The organism is Mizugakiibacter sp. (assembly GCF_039680435.1).
GTDB lineage: Bacteria > Pseudomonadota > Gammaproteobacteria > Xanthomonadales > Rhodanobacteraceae > Mizugakiibacter.
Genome location: NZ_JBDKSX010000036.1, coordinates 1 through 16,371, shown reverse-complemented (window position 1 = coordinate 16,371; position 16,371 = coordinate 1). Strand labels below are relative to the sequence as shown.

The following is a 16,371-nucleotide window of genomic DNA, read 5'->3' as shown; positions in this document are numbered from 1 at the left end:
CTCGTGCAGGAAGCGGCCGGTGCCGGGCTCGAATCCTTTCACCGCCCACGCCAGGCCGGCGCCCGCCGGCAGCCGCGGCGCCACCTCGTCCAGCAGCGCGCGGAAGGCGTGGCTCGGCACCACGATCAGGGCCAGGTCGACGCCGTCCAGCGCCTTGCCGAGGTCGGGCTCGAACGTCAGTTCGGCCGGCAGCTCGCAGTCGGGCAGGTAGCGCGCGTTGCGGCGCGTGGCGGCCATCGCCGCCAGCGCCTTCGGATCGCGCCCCCACAGTCGGGTGGCGGCGCCGTTGCGGGCCAGCAGCGCGGCAAGCGCCGTGCCCCACGAGCCGGCGCCCAGCACCGCGACCGTCGGTCGCTTCTCCATCGCTTACGCGTTGGCGACAGGCGCCTCGGCGCGCCGACGCAGCTGCTCGCCGTAGAGGGCGTCGAAGTTGATCGGCTGCAGCAGGAACGGCGGGAAGCCGCCGTTGACCACCAGGTCGGAGATCATCTGGCGGGCGTACGGGAACAGCACGTTCGGGCAGTAGCTGCCGAGGATCGCGTCGCGCTCGGCGTCGGCGAAGCCGACGACGTCGAAGATGCCCGCCTGGTGCACCTCGGCGAGGTAGGCGGTGCGGTCCTGCAGGGTGCAGGTCAGGGTCAGGGTCAGCACGACCTCGAAGACGCCGTCGGCCAACTGGTCGGCCTTGTGGCTGAGGTTGAGCTGCACCTGCGGCGCCTGCTGGCTCTCGCCGATTTCCTGGAAGATCTGCGGGGCGTTCGGCGCCTCGAAGGACGCGTCGCGGACGTAGATCTTCTGCAGCGCCAGCTGCGCCTGCGTGGCCTGGCCGTTGGCCTGGGCGGGCGTGTTGTCTGCCATGGTGCTCGAACTCCCCTCGAATAAGATCGGACAAAGGCGGGGATTGTCCCACACTGGCGGCTGCGCTGCACCCTGCCGGCCGGTGTCGCGCTTGCCGCGCGCGCGCGGGCGATGCCATAATGATCAGCTGTTTCACGCCGACCCGGCCCAGGCCGGGGGCGTCCCGGGGCGCGGTCCGGGCGCATGCGGCGGCCGATTCCAGCACCGCGTGGCGCAACCCGGTCCGACCGGGCCAGGCCGCTGGGCCGATGCCGTCCTGGCCAAAGGGCGGCCCTACAGCTTTCGGAGCACATCATGGCCCGAGTTTGCCAAGTCACCGGAAAGCGCGTGCAGGTCGGCAACAACGTCTCGCACGCCAACAACAAGACCCGCCGCCGCTGGCTGCCCAACCTGCACGAGCGCCGGTTCTGGGTGCCCAGCGAGAACCGCTGGGTCAAGCTGCGCGTGTCCAACCAGGCTCTGCGCACCATCGACAAGAAGGGCATCGAGGCCGTGATCGCCGAGCTGCGTGCCCGCGGCGAGAAGATCTGAGGAGGACTGACCCATGGCTTCCAAGCGCGACAAGATCCGCCTGATCTCCTCGGCCGGCACCGGCCACTTCTACACCACCGACAAGAACAAGAAGAACACGCCGGACAAGATGGAGGTCAAGAAGTACGACCCCGTCGTCCGCAAGCACGTGATCTACAAGGAAGGCAAGATCAAGTAAGCCCTGCCTCCCTGCGGCACCTCGAAAACCCGCCCACCGTGGCGGGTTTTCTTTTGGCCGCGCGGCGGGAGAAACGAAAAGCCCGCCTTGCGGCGGGCTTCTGCGTGCGACAGGTCGCTCGACGTCAGCGCGATGCCACCGCGTAGCCCTTCAGCCGCGCGGCGAACGCCTGCAGCGTGCGGATGCCGCTGGCTTCCGCCTCGCGGCACCACTGCTGCAGGCCGGCCAACGCGGCGTCGGGGCCGCGCTGCTCCATCAGCGCGGCGAGGCGCGCGCGGAATTCGCAGACGGTGGCGAGGCGCGGGCGCTGGCGCACGAACGTGGTCAGCTTCTCGCGCGAGGTGGCGTCGAGCCAGCGGCCGCCGTTGGCCAGCGCGCGGCGCAGCTTGCGCGGCGTCGCCTTCAGGCCCTCGCCGGCGTGCGCGGCTTCCTCGCGCAGGGTCGGCACGATCACGCCGCGGAAGAAGTCGGTCATCACCTGGAAGCGGTGGGTCAGCACCGCCTTCAGCGTCTCGGTGTCGGGCAGCGCGACGTTCGGGCGCAGGTCCAGGGTCGGCGCCACGCGCAGCACCTTGGCCAGGCCGAGCTTCTCGCACAGGCGGATCACGCCCCAGCCGATGTCCACCTCGAACCGGCGCAGGGCGAACTTGGCCGAGCTGGGGAAGGCGTGGTGGTTGTTGTGCAGCTCCTCGCCGCCGATCCACACGCCCCACGGGGTGAGGTTGGTCGCGGTGTCGGCGGTCTCGAAGTTGCGGTAGCCCCACCAGTGGCCGATGCCGTTGACCACGCCCGCGGCCCACACCGGGATCCACAGCATCTGGATCGCCCAGATCGCCAGGCCGACCGCGCCGAACAGCGCGATGTTGATGATCGCCATCAGGGTCGGACCCCACTCGGGGTGGCGCGAGTAGAGGTGGCGTTCCAGCCAGTCGTCGGGCGTGCCGCGGCCGTACTTCTCCATGTCCGCGGCGTTGGTGGCGGCCGCGCGGTACAGCTCGGCGCCCTGCCAGAACACCTTGTCGATGCCGAACACCTGCGGGCTGTGCGGATCCTGCTCGGTCTCGCAATGCGCGTGGTGCTTGCGGTGGATCGCCACCCACTGCTTGGTGACCATCGCCGTGGTCAGCCACGCCCAGAAGCGGAAGAAGTGCGCCAGCGCGGGGTGGAAGTCCACGCCGCGATGCGCCTGGCTGCGGTGCAGGTACAGCGTCACCGCGAAGATGGTGAACTGCGTGACCACCAGCAGGTAGACCAGCCAGGTGGCCCAGCCGGCGCCGGTCAGGCCGCGCGCGGCAAAGTCGAGCAGAAGATCGGTCATGGGAAAGCTGTGCAGGGGGAAGGAAAACAACGCGTTGCAGTCTACGCGGCCCTTGCCGTACCCGCCAGCATGGTTGCGGTGCCGCGATGCACGCCGTGACAATGTGGCGATGCACGGCACGGATCACAACCTGCTCGTCCTCGATCGCGTCGGCCGGCGCCTCGCCGGCCGCGAGATCGTGCAGGACCTGCGCCTGACGCTCGACCGCGGCACGGTGCTGGGCCTGCTCGGCGTCAACGGCGCCGGCAAGTCGACCACGCTGGCGATGATCGCCGGCGTGCTGGCGCCCAGCCGCGGCGCGGTGCGCATCGACGGCCGCGACCTCGCCGAACATCCGCAGACCGCGCGCACCCACGTCGGCTACCTGCCCGAGCAGGTGCCGCTGTACCCCGAACTGACCGTGGCCGAATACCTCGACGCCTGCGCGCGCCTGCGCGGCATGGCTGCGGCCACGCGCCGCACGGCCGTCGCGGCGGCGCTCGCGCGGCTCGACCTCGGCGCCGTCGCGCGGCGCCTGTGCGGCGCGCTCTCGCTGGGCCTGCGCCAGCGCGTCGGCCTCGCCCAGGCGCTGCTGCACGATCCGCCGCTGCTGGTGCTGGACGAGCCGGGCAACGGCCTCGACCCGGTGCAGACGGCGAGCCTGCGCGTGCTGATCCGCGAGCTCGGCCGCGAGCGCGCGGTGATCCTGTCCACCCACCTGCTGCCGGAAGTGACCGCCGTGTGCGACCGCGTCGCCATCCTGCACGAAGGCCGCCTGCGCCACGACGCGCCGCTGGGCGACGGCAGCGCGCTCGAGCGCACCTTCCTCGCCATCGCCGCCGGGGCAGTGGCCGCATGAGCGCGCGCGCCGTCGCCCGCCTCGAGCTGAAGCGTCTCGTGGTGCGGCCGTTCGCGTGGACGCTGGCCGCGGTCGGCCTCGCCTGGCTGGCCTGGCAGTTCCTGCTGCTGCTGGACGGTTTCCTGAAGGCGCAGGCGCGGCTGGCCGCGCAACCGGACGCGCCCGGCTACACCGACCTCGTCGCCGTGCCGCTGCTCGCCGCCGCCGCGCAGGTGCTGCTGCTGGTGGCGCCGCTGCTGACCATGCACGCGCTCGCCGGCGAACGCCGCGCGCGCACGCTGCCGCTGCTCCTCGCCTGCGGGCAGTCGCCGCGCGCGATCGTGCTCGGCAAGTACCTCGGCGCGCTGCCATGGCTGGCCGGCATCCTGCTGCTGGCGGCGGCGATGCCGCTGGCGCTGGCGCCGGCCACGCACCTCGACTGGGGCAAGTTCGCCGCCGCGCTGCTGGGCGTGGCGCTGATGACCGCTGCGCTGGCGGCGATCGGCGTGGCCTGTTCGACGTTCGCTTCGCACCCGGCGCTGGCCGCGGCGGCGGCGTTCGCGCTGACGCTGGCGCTGTGGGCGATCGACGCCGGCGCGCGCGCCCAGGGCCTCGACAACGGCGCGATCAACTACCTTGCCATGGCCACGCACGTGCAGCCGCTGCTGCGTGGGCTGGTCGGCAGCGTGGACCTGATCTACTTCGCGCTGGTGGTCGCGCTGGCGCTGGCGCTGGCGACGCGCCGGCTGGCGGCGGAAAGGACGCGCGGCTGATGCGCGAACGTCTCGACGCCTGGCTGGTCGCGCTGCTGCTGCTGCTCGGCGCCGGCTGCATCGCGTTCCTGTCCACCCGCTACGGCTTCGTCGCCGACTGCAGCGCGAACGCGCGCGCCAGCCTGGCGCCGCAGAGCCAGGCGGTGCTGGCGCAGCTCGCGGGGCCGGTCGAGGTGACCAGCTACGCCACGCCGGGCAGTGGGCTCCGACCCACCATCGCCGCGTTCGTCGCGCGCTATCGGCGCTTCAAGCCGGACCTCGCGCTGCGCTTCGTCGATCCCGAGCAGGACCCGGCGGCGATGCGCGCGGCCGGCATCAGCGTCGACGGCGAGCTCGCCATCGCCTGGCACGGCCGCAAGGAGCGGCTGGTGACGCTGAACGAGCGCGACTTCACCAACGCGCTGCAGCGCCTGGCGCGCGGCGGCGAACGGCTGGTCGCGTTCGTCACCGGCGACGGCGAGCGCCGTCCGGACGGCCAGGCCAACGCCGACCTCGGCACCTTCATCGCGCAGATCGAAGCGCGCGGCATGCGCGCGGTGCCGGTCAACCTGGATGCCGCCGCGGGCGTGCCGCAGAACGCGGCGCTGGTGGTGCTGGCCAGCCCGCAGGCGGCGTTGGCGCCGCGCGCGGTGGCCGCGCTGACCGACTACCTCGCGCGCGGCGGCAACCTGCTGTGGCTGGCCGAACCGGGCGGCGACGACCTCGGCCTCGCGCCGCTGGCCGCGGCGCTCGGCGTGCGCGTGCTGCCGGGCACGCTGGTCGACGCCAGCGGCGCCGCGGCCAAGGTGCCGGACCCGAGCTTCGTCGTCGTCACGCAGTATCCGCCGCACGTCATCACGCGCGGCTTCGATCTCTCCACGCTGTTCCCCCAGGCCGCCGCGCTGGCGACGCTGCAGGGCTCGGCGGCGTGGGCGGCGGCGCCGCTGCTGCGCACCTCCGCGCAGAGCTGGAACGAAACCGGCCCGGTCGCGCCCGGCGCCGGCGGCGCGCCGATCCGCCAGGACGCCGACCGCGGCGAGCTGCGCGGCCCGCTCGACTTCGGCCTCGCGCTGTCGCGGCTGTCGCCCAGCCCGGACAAGGGCGAGCAGCGCGCGGTGGTGATCGGCGACGGCGACTTCCTCTCCAACAGCTTCCTCGGCAACGGCGGCAACCGCGCGCTCGGCGAGCGCGTGTTCGACTGGCTGCTCGGCGACGACGCGCTGGTCGACCTGCCCGCGCGCGGCGCGCCCGACCGCAGCCTGGCGCTGGGCCAGCGCGGGCTGACTGCGTTGACCTTCGGCTTCCTGTTCGCGCTGCCGCTGCTGCTGCTCGGCACCGGCGGCGCGATCGCCTGGCGCCGGCGCCGCCGTTGATGCGCCGCATCGTCGTCCGTCGTCTCGCGCTGGCGGCCGGCGTCGCCGCGCTGCTGGCCGCGGTCGCGTGGCAGTTGCGCCGCGAGCGGGCGGACGATCCCGGCACGCTGCTCGCGCTCGATCCGGCCGCGGTGACGCGCGTCGAGGTGCGGCTCGCCGACGGTCCGCCGCGCCGCTTCGAGAAGCGCGACGGCCATTGGTGGATGACCGCGCCGCAGGCCGGCCGCGCCGACGACGCGCGCCTCGCCGGCCTCGTCGCGATCGCCGCCGCGCCGGCGTTGCAGTGGCGGCCGCTGGCGGATTTCGCGCCGGCGAAGATCGGGCTGGCGCCGCCGGCGGCGACGCTGACGCTCGACGGCGAGACGCTGGCCTTCGGCGCGCTGGCGCCGTTCGAGCGCGCGCGCTACGTGCAGGCGGGGTCGCGCGTGGCGCTGGTGGCGGATCGCTACACGCATTATCTTGCGGCGGATCCGCGGCGCGAATTGGCCGACCCCTCATCGAGGTGACGCCATGCGCGTAGGGTGGGCCTTGGCCCACCATCGCAACGTCTCGGACGAAGCAGCGGCGGGCCAAGGCCCGCCCTGCATCGCCCGCGCAAGTCGCTGACGCCATCCCATGCCCGAGTTGCCCGAAGTCGAGACCACCCGCCGCGGCATCGCCCCGCACGTCGAAGGCCACCGCGTCACGCGCGTGCTGCTGCGCCGGCCGGATCTGCGCTGGCCGATTCCGCGCGCGATCCGCACCGCGCTGCCGGGCCGGCGCATCGACGCGGTGGAGCGCCGCGCCAAGTACCTGCTGCTGCACACCGGCGCCGGCAGCGCGCTGCTGCACCTCGGCATGTCGGGCAGCCTGCGCGTGCTGGCGCCGCAGACGCCGGTCGGCGCGCACGACCACTACGACCTCGCGCTCGATTCCGGCCGCGTGCTGCGCTACACCGACCCGCGCCGCTTCGGCTGCCTCTTGTGGCAGCCGCCGGGCAAGGTGCATCCGCTGCTGGCCGGGCTGGGGCCGGAGCCGCTCGGCGATGCCTTCGACGGCGATCACCTGTGGGCGCTGTCGCGCGGCCGCAGCGCCGCGGTCAAGACCTTCCTGATGGACCAGGCGGTGGTGGTCGGCGTCGGCAACATCTACGCCAGCGAGGCGCTGTTCGCCGCCGGCATCCACCCGAAGCGCGCGGCCGGCGAGGTGTCGCGCGCACGCTACGCGCGGCTCGCCGACGAGGTGAAGCGCATCCTCGCCCACGCCATCGCGCGCGGCGGCACCACGCTGCGCGATTTCCTCGCGCCCGACGGCGCACCCGGCTACTTCGAGCAGGAGCTGGCCGTGTACGGCCGCGCCGGCGAACCCTGCCGCGCGTGCGGCGCCGCGCTGCGCGCGGTCACGCTGGGGCAGCGTTCCACGTTCTACTGCCCGCGCTGCCAGCACTGATCACAGCGGCCAGACCAGCGCCACGTGCAGGTTGTTGAAGGCGGGGTCGTCGAGGTCGCCGGCGCGGCGCGCGCGCATCGCCAGCGTGTCGTCCAGCGCGACTTCGTGGCCGTCGGCAATCCGGCCGCCCAGCGCCTGGAATTGCGCGAAGCGCTCGGCGAGCTGGCCGGCGGCGCCGGCGGCTGCGGCGGGCACGTTGCGGATGCTGAGGTCGGGGCGCGCGAACTTGCGCATGCCGCGGGTATGCACGTGCAGGCGGCCGGCGTGCTCCGCGTCCTCGCTGCACAGGATCAGCACGTGCTCGCGCACGGTGAACGCAGCGTCGGCGAAGTAGCGCCGGCGCCACGTTTCCGCATCGAAGATCGACAACATCTGCGGATCGACCACGGCGATGCCGCCGAGGTCGTTCAGTGCGGCGATCAGACCGACGCAGTCGTGCAGGTAGTCGAGGTCGGCGGGGTCGGGCAGGGTGCCGCGCAGCACCAGGCATTCCTGCGCGTGCGCGGCGCGCGCGAGCAGCGCGGGCTCTTCCTCGCCCAGCAGGCGCCCCAGCGAACCGGCGAGCGGATAGCCCGCCCACGCGGCGAGGTCGGCGTTGCGGTAGCGCGCGAACTCGACGCCGTCCGGCACGCCGCGCGTGCGATAGGCCGCGCCGTCGACCGGCAGCTCGGCGTCGAAGTCGCCGAACACGAACCACAGCACCACGGCCTCCTGGCCGCTCACGCTCCACTGCGGTCGCGGCCAGACCGGCGCGGGCGCGCTCATCGCGCGCGCTCCGCCGGCTCGCCCAGCGGCAGCACCGCCTGTTGCAGCTCGACGCGGCCTTCGCCGGCCATGATCTTCTTGAACTCGGCGCGGCTGACCGAGACGTAGCGCTCGTTGCCGCCGATCTCGACCTGCGGCCCCTGCGTGACCGCGCGACCCTGCGCGTCGACGCGCACCACCATCGTCGCCTTCTTGCCGCTGTGGCAGATGGTCTTGATCTCGACGAGGTCGTCGGCCCAGGCCAGCAGGTACCGGCTGCCCTCGAACAGCTCGCCGCGGAAATCCGTGCGCAGGCCGTAGGCCAGCACCGGGATGCGCAGGCGGTCGACCACGTCGCTCAACTGCCACACCTGCGCGCGGGTCAGGAACTGCGCCTCGTCGACCAGCACGCAGTGCAGCGGCCCGCGCGCGGCGATGTCGGCCTCGGCCAGCGCGTACAGATCCTCGTCGTGCGCGAAGCGTCGTCCGGTCGCCTGCAGGCCGATGCGCGAGGCCACCACGCTGTCGCCGTAGCGGTCGTCCAGCGCCGGCGTCAGGATCAGCGTGCGCATGCCGCGCTCGTGGTAGTTGTGCGCGCTCTGCAGCAGCGTGGTGGTCTTGCCGGCATTCATCGCCGAGTAATAGAAGTAGAGCTTGGCCATGGAAGCGCCGGGAGTCGGGAGTGGAAAATGGGGAGCGCAAGGACGAGGCCGCGCGGACGCCTGCAGCGACAGTCGCGGCAAGTGTGGCACAGTATCGAGCGCCGCCGTGTCCGACACGCCGCCCTGTTGCGCGGCCCGGGCGAACCTCACTCTCCACTTCCCGTTTCCCGCTACCGTGCTGAATCCCCAACAACGCGCCGCGGTCGAGTATTGCGACGGCCCGCTGCTGGTGCTGGCCGGCGCCGGCTCCGGCAAGACCAGCGTGATCACGCAGAAGATCGCGCACCTGATCGCGCGGCGCGGGCTGGCGCCGGCGAAGATCGCCGCGATCACCTTCACCAACAAGGCCGCGCGCGAGATGCGCGAGCGCGTCGGCAAGCTGGTCAAGGCGGACGCCGTCGAGGCGCTGACCGTGTGCACCTTCCACGCACTGGGCCTCAAGTTCCTGCAGATCGAACACGCGCGCGCCGGGCTGCGCCGCGGCTTCTCGGTGCTGGACGCCGACGACAGCGAGGCGATCCTGAAGGATCTCGCCGGCAAGGCGCGCAAGCCGGACGAGCTGGCCGCGCTGCGCCACCTGATCGGCCGCGTCAAGAACGAAGGCCTGTCGCCCGAACAGGCGCTGGCGCGCGCGCGCTCGCCCGGCGAACACGAGGCCGCGGCGATGTACGAGCTCTACCAGCAGCGCCTCGCCACCTTCAACGCGGTCGACTTCGACGACCTGATCCGCCTGCCGGTGGCGATCCTCGACGCCGACGCCGAGGCGCGCGCGGCCTGGCGCGAGCGCCTGCGCTACCTGCTGGTCGACGAATACCAGGACACCAACACCGCGCAGTACGCGCTGCTGAAGCTGCTGGCCGGCGAGCGCGGCGCGTTCACCGCGGTCGGCGACGACGACCAGTCGATCTACGCCTGGCGCGGCGCCAACCCGGAGAACCTCGACCAGCTCGGCCGCGACTGGCCGCAGCTCAAGGTGGTCAAGCTCGAGCAGAACTACCGCTGCGGCAAGCGCATCCTGCGCGCGGCCAACGCGCTGATCGCGCACAACGCGCACCTGCACGCGAAGAAGCTGTGGAGCGAGCACGCCGAGGGTCCGCCGATCCGCGTGCTCGAGTGCAGGGACAGCGAGCACGAGGCCGAGCGCATCGCCGCCGTGCTGGTGCATCTGGCCGAGAAGCACAAGGCGCGCTGGCACGAGTTCGCGGTCCTCTATCGCGGCAACCACCAGGCGCGCGCGCTGGAGAAGGCGCTGCGCCTGGCGCGCGTGCCGTATCACCTGACCGGCGCGCTGTCCTTCCTCGACCGCGGCGAGGTCAAGGACGTGCTGGCGTACCTGCGCCTGATCGCCAACCCCACCGACGACGCCGCCTTCCTGCGCGTGGTCAACGTGCCCAGGCGCGAGATCGGCCAGACCTCGCTGGAGAAGCTGGCCGCGCTGGCGCAGGTGCGCCACGTCTCGCTGCTGGAGGCCGCGCGCAGCGACGCCGCGCTGAAGCAGCTCGCGGCGCGCCCGGCCTCGGCGCTGGCCGGCTTCGTCGCGCTGCTCGACGAACTCGGCCGCGAGGCCGGACGGCTGCCGGCCGCCGAGCTGGTCGAGGCGGTGCTGGCGCGCACGCGCTACGCCGAGGCGTTGGCGCAGCAGGCGCCGGACGCCGCCGCGCGCGAGCGCCGGCTGGGCAACCTGCGCGAGCTGGCCGACTGGTTCCGCGCCATGCAGAAGGATGGCGCGCGCGCCGGCGACCTCGCCGCGCAGCTCGCCCTGCTCACCCACGCCGACCGCGACGATCCCGGCAACGCGGTGCGCATGATGACGCTGCACGCGGCCAAAGGTTTGGAGTTCCGCTGCGTGTTCATCGTCGGCCTGGAGGACGGCACGCTGCCGCACGAGGGCGCGCTGGACGAGGGCCGCCTCGACGAGGAGCGGCGCCTGATGTACGTCGGCATCACCCGCGCCAAGGAGCACCTGGTGCTGAGCTGGGCGGCGCGCGCGCGCCGCTACGGCGAGGTGCTGGCGAACGAGCCGAGCCGCTTCCTCAAGGAGCTGCCCGCCGACGACCTGCACTGGGAAGGGCGCGAGCCGGCGGCCGACGCGGCGATCGGGAAGGTGACCGCGGACAGCCACCTGGCGCGCCTCGCGGCGCTGCTGGCCGAGTAGGGCAGGGCTCGACCCGCCCTGCGGATTTCCGGGGCGGGGAGGGCATGCGCGTGCGGTAAGCTTGCGCGTTGCCCGTCCACCCTTTGCCCGGAGAGGCCGCCCATGCGCCGCACCCGCTACGCCGCCCTGCTGGTCCTGCTGCTGGCCGGCTGCGCCGCGGCGCCGTCGAAGCCGATCGCGCCGTCCGCCGCGGTGCCCGCCGACGACAACCTCAACGCCGTCGCGTGGACGCAGACCGCGGTCGAGCACGATCTCGTTTACCGCGAGGTCTACCGCGACGCCGAGGAAAAGCTCGCCGCCGCGCTGGCCGATCCGACCTGGGACGCGCTGCCCAGGGACGAGCGCGGCAACAGCGTCGCCAGCCTGCCGCCCGCGGTGATCCTCGACATCGACGAGACGGTGCTGGACAACTCGCCCTACGCGGCGCGGCTGGTCCGCGACGGCAAGGAGTTCGACGCCTCCAGCTGGGCGCTGTGGTGCAAGGAGGGCATCGCGAAACCGCTGCCGGGCGCGCTGGCGTTCACCCGTGCGGCCGCAGCGCGCGGGGTCGCGGTGTTCTACCTGTCCAACCGCACCCAGGACCTGAACGCGGCGACGCTGGCCAACCTGCGCGCCGACGGCTTCCCGGTGGCCGGCGAGGACAGCTTCCTTGGCCTCGGCACCCTCGTGCCCGGCTGCGCGCAGGTCGGCTCGGAGAAAGGCTGCCGGCGCAAGCTGATCGCCCAGCGCTACCGCGTGCTGATGCAGTTCGGCGACCAGTTGGGCGACTTCCTCGACGTGCTGGACAACACCCCCAACGGCCGCGTCGCCGCGGTGCAGCCCTATCTCGACTGGGTCGGCCAGCGCTGGTTCGTGCTGCCCAACCCCACCTACGGCTCCTGGGAGCCGGCGCTGTTCGGCAACGATGGGGCGCAGCCACTGCCACAGCGCCGGGCCGCCAAGCGTGCGGCGCTGCGCGTGCAGTGATCGAAGTTGTTTGGAAACATGAAGTTGGCAGCTAATAACTCAGATATTGCATGAGCTTTGCGTTCCAAGTAGCATTGCCGGCGCCGAATCCAGGTGCCGGTCCGATGGCGCCGGTTCGGTCATTTCCCCTCCGGCCCGTCCGGATTGAGCCCGATGGTCCCGCGACCATCGGGTTTTTCTTGTCCGCCGGCCGCGCTCGCGCGCGCGGCTAACGGCCCCTGAACCCGGATCGTGCGATCATCCGCGGTCGTCGCGGCGCCGTCCGGCCTGCCGCAGGCGTGCGCCGCACACTTGCCTGGCCCCGCCGCACCCCCTAACCTCCCGCGACTTTCCCGACAGAAACCGACCATGTCCAAGGCCTTGTTCCGCCTCGCACTTGTCGCCCTGGTCGCGATCGGCCTGCTGGTCGCCTGCGGCAGGCAGCCGCCGGCCTCGCCGACCGTCGACACGCGTACGCCCGACGGCGCGGTGCTGGCCGCGGCGCGGCTGCTGAAGGCGGGCGACTTCGACGGCCTGGCCCAGGCCACCCTGCCGCCGGACGAGTACCGCGCGCAGCGCGACGCGTGGACGCGCGAGCACCTGTCGGTGGCCGACATCACCGACGAGGACCGCCGCAAGTTCGCCGCGACCATGCAGCGGCTGACCGCGCCCGACGCCGAGCAGAAGCTGTTCGCCCAGCTCAAGCCGCAGTTGGCCGCGTTCGAGCAGCAGTACAAGGACCAGGTGCCGATGATGATCGGCATCGGCCAGACCATGGTCGGCACCGCGCTCGACCAGTCCGCCGACCTCACCGCCGCGCAGAAGGCGCAGGCCAAGGAGGCGCTGGCGGCGCTGGCGCAGTGGGCGCAGGGTGTGGCCTGGACCGATCCGGCCAAGGCGCAGCAGGCGATCGCGGCGATCTGCGACACCGCGCGCAGGCTCGACCTCAAGACCCTCGACGAAGTGCGCGCGCTGCCCTACGCGCAGGCGATGCAGAAGTACGGCCTCGCCTGGCAGGGCCTCAAGCGCCTGACCGCCGTCTACGGCCTCGACCTCGACCAGGTCCTGGATTCGGCCAAGGCGGAGACGCTGGCCAACGACGGCCAGACCGCGCGGCTGAAGGTGACCTACACGCTGTTCGGCAAGCCGATCAGCGGCGAGACCGTCATGCTGCAGCGCGACGGCCGCTGGTACGACCAGGGCGTGCTGGAAGCGCGTGCCAAGGCCCGCGCCGCGCAGACGGTTTCCGCGCCGGCGCCCGGCGCGGTCCCGCCGCCCGCCGCCGCGAAGGCGCCGGCCGCGGCCGCCCCCGCCGCCAAGCCGCCCGCGCAGTAAGCGCCGCGGCCGCGACGGCCGCCCCCGGATCATGGAAATGATGCAGCAGCGTGTAGCCCCAGACACCGCCGACGCGTACGCGCCGTGGTGGTTTTCCCTGCTCGGGCGCCTGCTCGAGCCCTGGCTGCGCCTGAAGCGCGACCCGGCCGAACCGGCCGCCCTGCTGAAGCCGGACGTGCCGGTGTGCTACGTGATCGAGCGCCACGGCCTGTCCGACGCGCTGATCCTCGAGCGCGCCTGCCGCGAAGCCGGCCTGCCCAGCCCGCTGGCGCCGATCCGCGGCCTGCCGCTGCGGCAGCGGCGCGCGATGTTCGCGCTCAGCCGTCGCGACGGCTGGCTGCTCGGGCGCACGCGCAAGCGCAATCCGCGCGAGGCGCTGCGCCAGTTGATGCACGCGCTGGAGGCGCAGTCCGGGCGCGACGTGCAGCTGGTGCCGGTGGCGATCTACGTCGGCCGCGCGCCGGTCCGGCAGTCCGGCTGGTTCAGCGTGCTGTTCTCGGAGAACTGGGTGGTGGTCGGCCGCTTCCGCCGCCTGCTGGCGCTGCTGCTGAACGGTCGCGACACGGTGGTGCACTTCTCGCCGCCGGTCAGCCTGCGCCAGGTGCTGGACGAGGCCGGCGCGAAGCGCCCGGAGCGACTGGTGCGCAAGGTCTCGCGCGTGCTGCGCGCGCACTTCCGCCGCATCCGCGCGGCGGTGATCGGCCCCGACCTGTCGCATCGGCGCACGGTGGTCGATGCGGTGCTGATCGCCGAGCCGGTGCGCGCGGCGATCACCGCCACCGCGGCCAAGGAGCGCATCAGCCACGCGCGCGCCTGGCGGCGCGCGCAGGACTACGCGCTGGAGATCGCCGCCGACTATTCGCACCCGGTGGTGCGTTCGGCCTCGTTCCTGCTGTCGTGGTTCTGGAACAAGCTGTACGACGGCATCGGCATGCACCACCTGGACAGCCTGCGCGCGATCGCGCCGGGCCACGAGGTGGTCTACGTGCCCTGCCACCGCAGCCACGCCGACTACCTGCTGCTGAGCTACCAGCTCTACCAGAGCGGCATCGTGGTGCCGCACATCGCCGCCGGCGTCAACCTCAACCTGCCGGTGATCGGCCCGATCCTGCGCCGCGGCGGCGCGTTCTTCCTGCGCCGCAGCTTCAAGGGCAACGCGCTGTACTCGGTGGTGTTCAACGAGTACCTGGCGCAGCTGGTCGAGCGCGGCGCGCCGCTGGAGTACTTCATCGAGGGCGGCCGTTCGCGCACCGGGCGCCTGCTGGCGCCGCGCGGCGGCATGCTGGCGATGACGGTGCGCGCGTTCCTGCGCACGCCGCGCCGGCCGGTGGTGTTCCAGCCGGTCTACGTCGGCTACGAGAAGCTGATGGAGGGCAAGAGCTACATCGGCGAGCTGTCCGGCCAGCCGAAGGAGAAGGAATCGCTGCTCGGCCTGCTGCGCGGACTGCGCACGCTGCTGCGCCAGCGCTACGGCCGCGTCACCATCAACTTCGGCGAGCCGGTGTTCCTGTCGCCGCTGCTGGACGCCGCCGCGCCGGACTGGCGCCACGCCGGCGAAAACGTGGACGCGCGGCAAGGCTGGTTCCCCGGCGTGATCGACGCGCTGGCCGGGCGCATCCAGGTGCACATCAACCGCGCCGCCGACGTCAATCCGATCAACCTGCTGGCGCTGGTGCTGCTGTCCACGCCCAAGCACGCGATCGCCGAGGCCGACCTGCTGGCGCAACTGGAGCTGTCGAAGGCGCTGCTGGAGCAGTTGCCGTACTCCGACCGCATCACCGTGACCCCGGCCGCGCCGGCCGAGATCGTCGCCTACGGCGAGCGCATGGGCTGGATCCGCCGCATCGCGCACCCGCTCGGCGACGTGCTGGTCAGCGAGGGCGACCGGGCGGTGCTGCTCAGCTACTTCCGCAACAACGTGCTGCACCTGTTTGCCACCGCGGCGTGGGTGGCGGCATGCTTCCTCAACAACCGGCGCATGGCGCGCAGCTCGGTGCAGCGCCTCGGCCGCGTGGTCTATCCGTTCCTGCAGGGCGAGCTGTTCCTGCCCTGGGACGAGGACGGCTTCGGCGCGCAGATCCAGGCCACGCTCGACTTCTTCGTGCAGCGCGGGTTGCTCGAATCCAGCGGCGAGGGCCGCGTCTACGAGCGCGGCCCGGGCCAGGGCGACGCGGCCTACCGGTTGCGCACCATCGCGCGCAGCCTGCTGCAGGCGTTCGAGCGCTACTACATCGCGATCGCCGCGCTGGTGAAGAACGGCCCGCGCACGCTCAGCGCCGCCGAGCTGGAGAGCGCCTGCACGCTGACCGCGCAGCGCCTCGGCATGCTGCACGAGCTGACCGCGCCGGAATTCTTCGACAAGAGCCTGTTCCGCGGCTTCATCCAGAAGCTGCGCGAGCGCCGCGTGATCTGGCCCGATGCCGGCGGCAAGCTGGACTTCGTCCCCGAGCTGGCCGAGATCGCGCAGGACGCGCGCGTGATCCTGTCGCGCGAACTGCGCCACTCGATCCTGAAGATCACCCCCGGCGGCGGCGACGACGCGCCGGCCGAGCCGGCCGAGCCGGCGGCGCCGCCCGCGGCGTAGGGCGGGTTCCGCCCGCCACGGCACGGACGGCGCAGCGCCGCCGCTCCTGCGGGGCGGAATCCGCCGTGGCGCGCTTGACCCACGTCAGCCGCACCCACCGCCGCGGCGCTAAGCTGGTCGCGGGTATCCGCACGCGCGGTGAATGCGATGGACGTGATCGAAGTCTGGCAGTGCATCGGCTGCGGCCGCATCGAGGCGCCGCAGCCCTGCATCGGCGTGTGCCGCGACCGCAAGCGGCGCGTGGTCGATGCCGGCGAAGCCGAGGCCGCGCTGGCCGAGGCCGGGCGCAAGCTGGAGCTTTACGCCGCGGTGCTGCGCCAGATCGCCAGCACCACGCCGCGCGCCGACGCCTACGAACGCCACTGGGCCGCGCTGCAGCAGCGCGCCCGCGAAGCGCTGGGCGAGGGCGCGGCGCCCGCTTCCGACGCCGCCTGAAACCGCGCCGCGCGCGGCTCAGCCGGCCGAGGCGAGGTGCGCGTCCTTGACGCGCACGTAGTGCTGCGCGGAATAGTGCAGCCGCTCGATCTCGCCTTCGTCCAGCCTGCGCACGCAGCGCGCCGGACTGCCCAGCCACAGCTCGCCCTCGCCGACCGTCTTGCCGGGCGGCACCAGCGCGCCGGCGCCGACGAAGCCGTGGCGGCGCACCACGACGCCGTCCAGCAGCGTCGCGCGGATGCCGATCAGGCAGGCG

The 16,371-nt window shown here is 72.8% G+C and carries 17 protein-coding genes and 1 pseudogene; 12 read left to right on the top strand and 6 right to left on the bottom strand.

Annotation, left to right across the window (positions count from 1 at the left end):
- Positions 1–363 (bottom strand): 2-dehydropantoate 2-reductase N-terminal domain-containing protein (locus tag ABFC67_RS04135; RefSeq protein ID WP_346736777.1); only part of this gene is annotated, 363 nt, incomplete at its 3' end.
- Between the two features lie 3 nt (positions 364–366).
- Positions 367–858 (bottom strand): protein-export chaperone SecB, encoded by a 492-nt coding sequence (gene secB / locus ABFC67_RS04130; RefSeq protein WP_346736776.1) that lies wholly within the window; start codon positions 856–858, stop codon positions 367–369.
- A 294-nt stretch (positions 859–1,152) separates the two neighbouring features.
- Between secB and rpmB the strand changes: the two genes are divergently transcribed.
- Together rpmB and rpmG are read left to right on the top strand one after the other, a co-directional pair.
- A complete protein-coding gene (rpmB, locus tag ABFC67_RS04125; RefSeq protein ID WP_062534027.1) occupies positions 1,153–1,389 on the top strand; it encodes a 50S ribosomal protein L28 in 237 nt (78 codons plus the stop codon).
- A gap of 13 nt (positions 1,390–1,402) precedes the next feature.
- Complete coding sequence (gene rpmG, locus ABFC67_RS04120; protein WP_062534025.1) at positions 1,403–1,567, top strand: 50S ribosomal protein L33; 165 nt, start codon at positions 1,403–1,405, stop codon at positions 1,565–1,567.
- 124 nt (positions 1,568–1,691) lie between these two features.
- Here the strand turns inward: rpmG and ABFC67_RS04115 are convergent, their stop codons facing one another.
- Positions 1,692–2,885, bottom strand: a complete 1,194-nt coding sequence (locus ABFC67_RS04115; RefSeq protein WP_346736775.1) for a fatty acid desaturase — start codon at positions 2,883–2,885, stop codon at positions 1,692–1,694.
- 109 nt (positions 2,886–2,994) lie between these two features.
- Between ABFC67_RS04115 and ABFC67_RS04110 the strand changes: the two genes are divergently transcribed.
- From ABFC67_RS04110 to mutM, 5 genes are all read left to right on the top strand, one after another.
- Positions 2,995–3,723, top strand: a complete 729-nt coding sequence (locus tag ABFC67_RS04110; RefSeq protein ID WP_346736774.1) for an ABC transporter ATP-binding protein — start codon at positions 2,995–2,997, stop codon at positions 3,721–3,723.
- Entirely contained in the window at positions 3,720–4,475 is a 756-nt protein-coding gene (locus ABFC67_RS04105) for an ABC transporter permease subunit (RefSeq protein WP_346736773.1), read from the top strand. Before ABFC67_RS04110 ends, ABFC67_RS04105 begins: the two co-directional genes overlap by 4 nt.
- Entirely contained in the window at positions 4,475–5,827 is a 1,353-nt protein-coding gene (locus ABFC67_RS04100; protein WP_346736772.1) for a DUF4350 domain-containing protein, read from the top strand. The genes ABFC67_RS04105 and ABFC67_RS04100 overlap by 1 nt, the downstream gene beginning before the upstream one ends.
- On the top strand, positions 5,827–6,333 hold the full coding sequence (locus tag ABFC67_RS04095) for a hypothetical protein (protein ID WP_346736771.1): 507 nt from the start codon (positions 5,827–5,829) through the stop codon (positions 6,331–6,333). Before ABFC67_RS04100 ends, ABFC67_RS04095 begins: the two co-directional genes overlap by 1 nt.
- A 109-nt stretch (positions 6,334–6,442) precedes the next feature.
- Positions 6,443–7,255 (top strand): bifunctional DNA-formamidopyrimidine glycosylase/DNA-(apurinic or apyrimidinic site) lyase, encoded by an 813-nt coding sequence (gene mutM, locus ABFC67_RS04090; protein ID WP_346736770.1) that lies wholly within the window; start codon positions 6,443–6,445, stop codon positions 7,253–7,255.
- Here mutM and ABFC67_RS04085 read toward each other — a convergent pair whose 3' ends face one another.
- Positions 7,256–8,020, bottom strand: coding sequence for a hypothetical protein (locus ABFC67_RS04085; RefSeq protein WP_346736769.1), 765 nt, complete (start codon positions 8,018–8,020; stop codon positions 7,256–7,258).
- Positions 8,017–8,661 carry a thymidine kinase gene (locus ABFC67_RS04080; RefSeq protein WP_346736768.1) on the bottom strand — a complete coding sequence of 215 codons (645 nt, stop codon included), beginning with the start codon at positions 8,659–8,661 and terminating at the stop codon, positions 8,017–8,019. Before ABFC67_RS04080 ends, ABFC67_RS04085 begins: the two co-directional genes overlap by 4 nt.
- A gap of 175 nt (positions 8,662–8,836) precedes the next feature.
- On the opposite strand from ABFC67_RS04080, the gene ABFC67_RS04075 reads away from it, so the two are divergent.
- From ABFC67_RS04075 to ABFC67_RS04055, 5 genes are all read left to right on the top strand, one after another.
- Complete coding sequence (locus ABFC67_RS04075) at positions 8,837–10,816, top strand: UvrD-helicase domain-containing protein (RefSeq protein WP_346736767.1); 1,980 nt, start codon at positions 8,837–8,839, stop codon at positions 10,814–10,816.
- 102 nt (positions 10,817–10,918) lie between these two features.
- The gene (locus ABFC67_RS04070) at positions 10,919–11,782 is read left to right on the top strand and encodes an HAD family acid phosphatase (protein WP_346736766.1); all 864 of its coding nucleotides are present in this window, start codon (positions 10,919–10,921) and stop codon (positions 11,780–11,782) included.
- Between the two features lie 348 nt (positions 11,783–12,130).
- Positions 12,131–13,096: a hypothetical protein gene (locus tag ABFC67_RS04065; RefSeq protein WP_346736765.1), complete on the top strand. Its 966-nt coding sequence runs from the start codon at positions 12,131–12,133 to the stop codon at positions 13,094–13,096.
- 37 nt (positions 13,097–13,133) lie between these two features.
- Positions 13,134–15,680 (top strand): glycerol-3-phosphate 1-O-acyltransferase PlsB, encoded by a 2,547-nt coding sequence (plsB, locus tag ABFC67_RS04060; protein WP_346736764.1) that lies wholly within the window; start codon positions 13,134–13,136, stop codon positions 15,678–15,680.
- A 147-nt stretch (positions 15,681–15,827) separates the two neighbouring features.
- Positions 15,828–16,115: a hypothetical protein gene (locus tag ABFC67_RS04055; protein ID WP_346736763.1), complete on the top strand. Its 288-nt coding sequence runs from the start codon at positions 15,828–15,830 to the stop codon at positions 16,113–16,115.
- Positions 16,116–16,133: 18 nt separating this feature from the next.
- Here ABFC67_RS04055 and ABFC67_RS04050 read toward each other — a convergent pair.
- A pseudogene (locus ABFC67_RS04050) lies at positions 16,134–16,371 on the bottom strand (gamma carbonic anhydrase family protein); the annotation flags it as partial.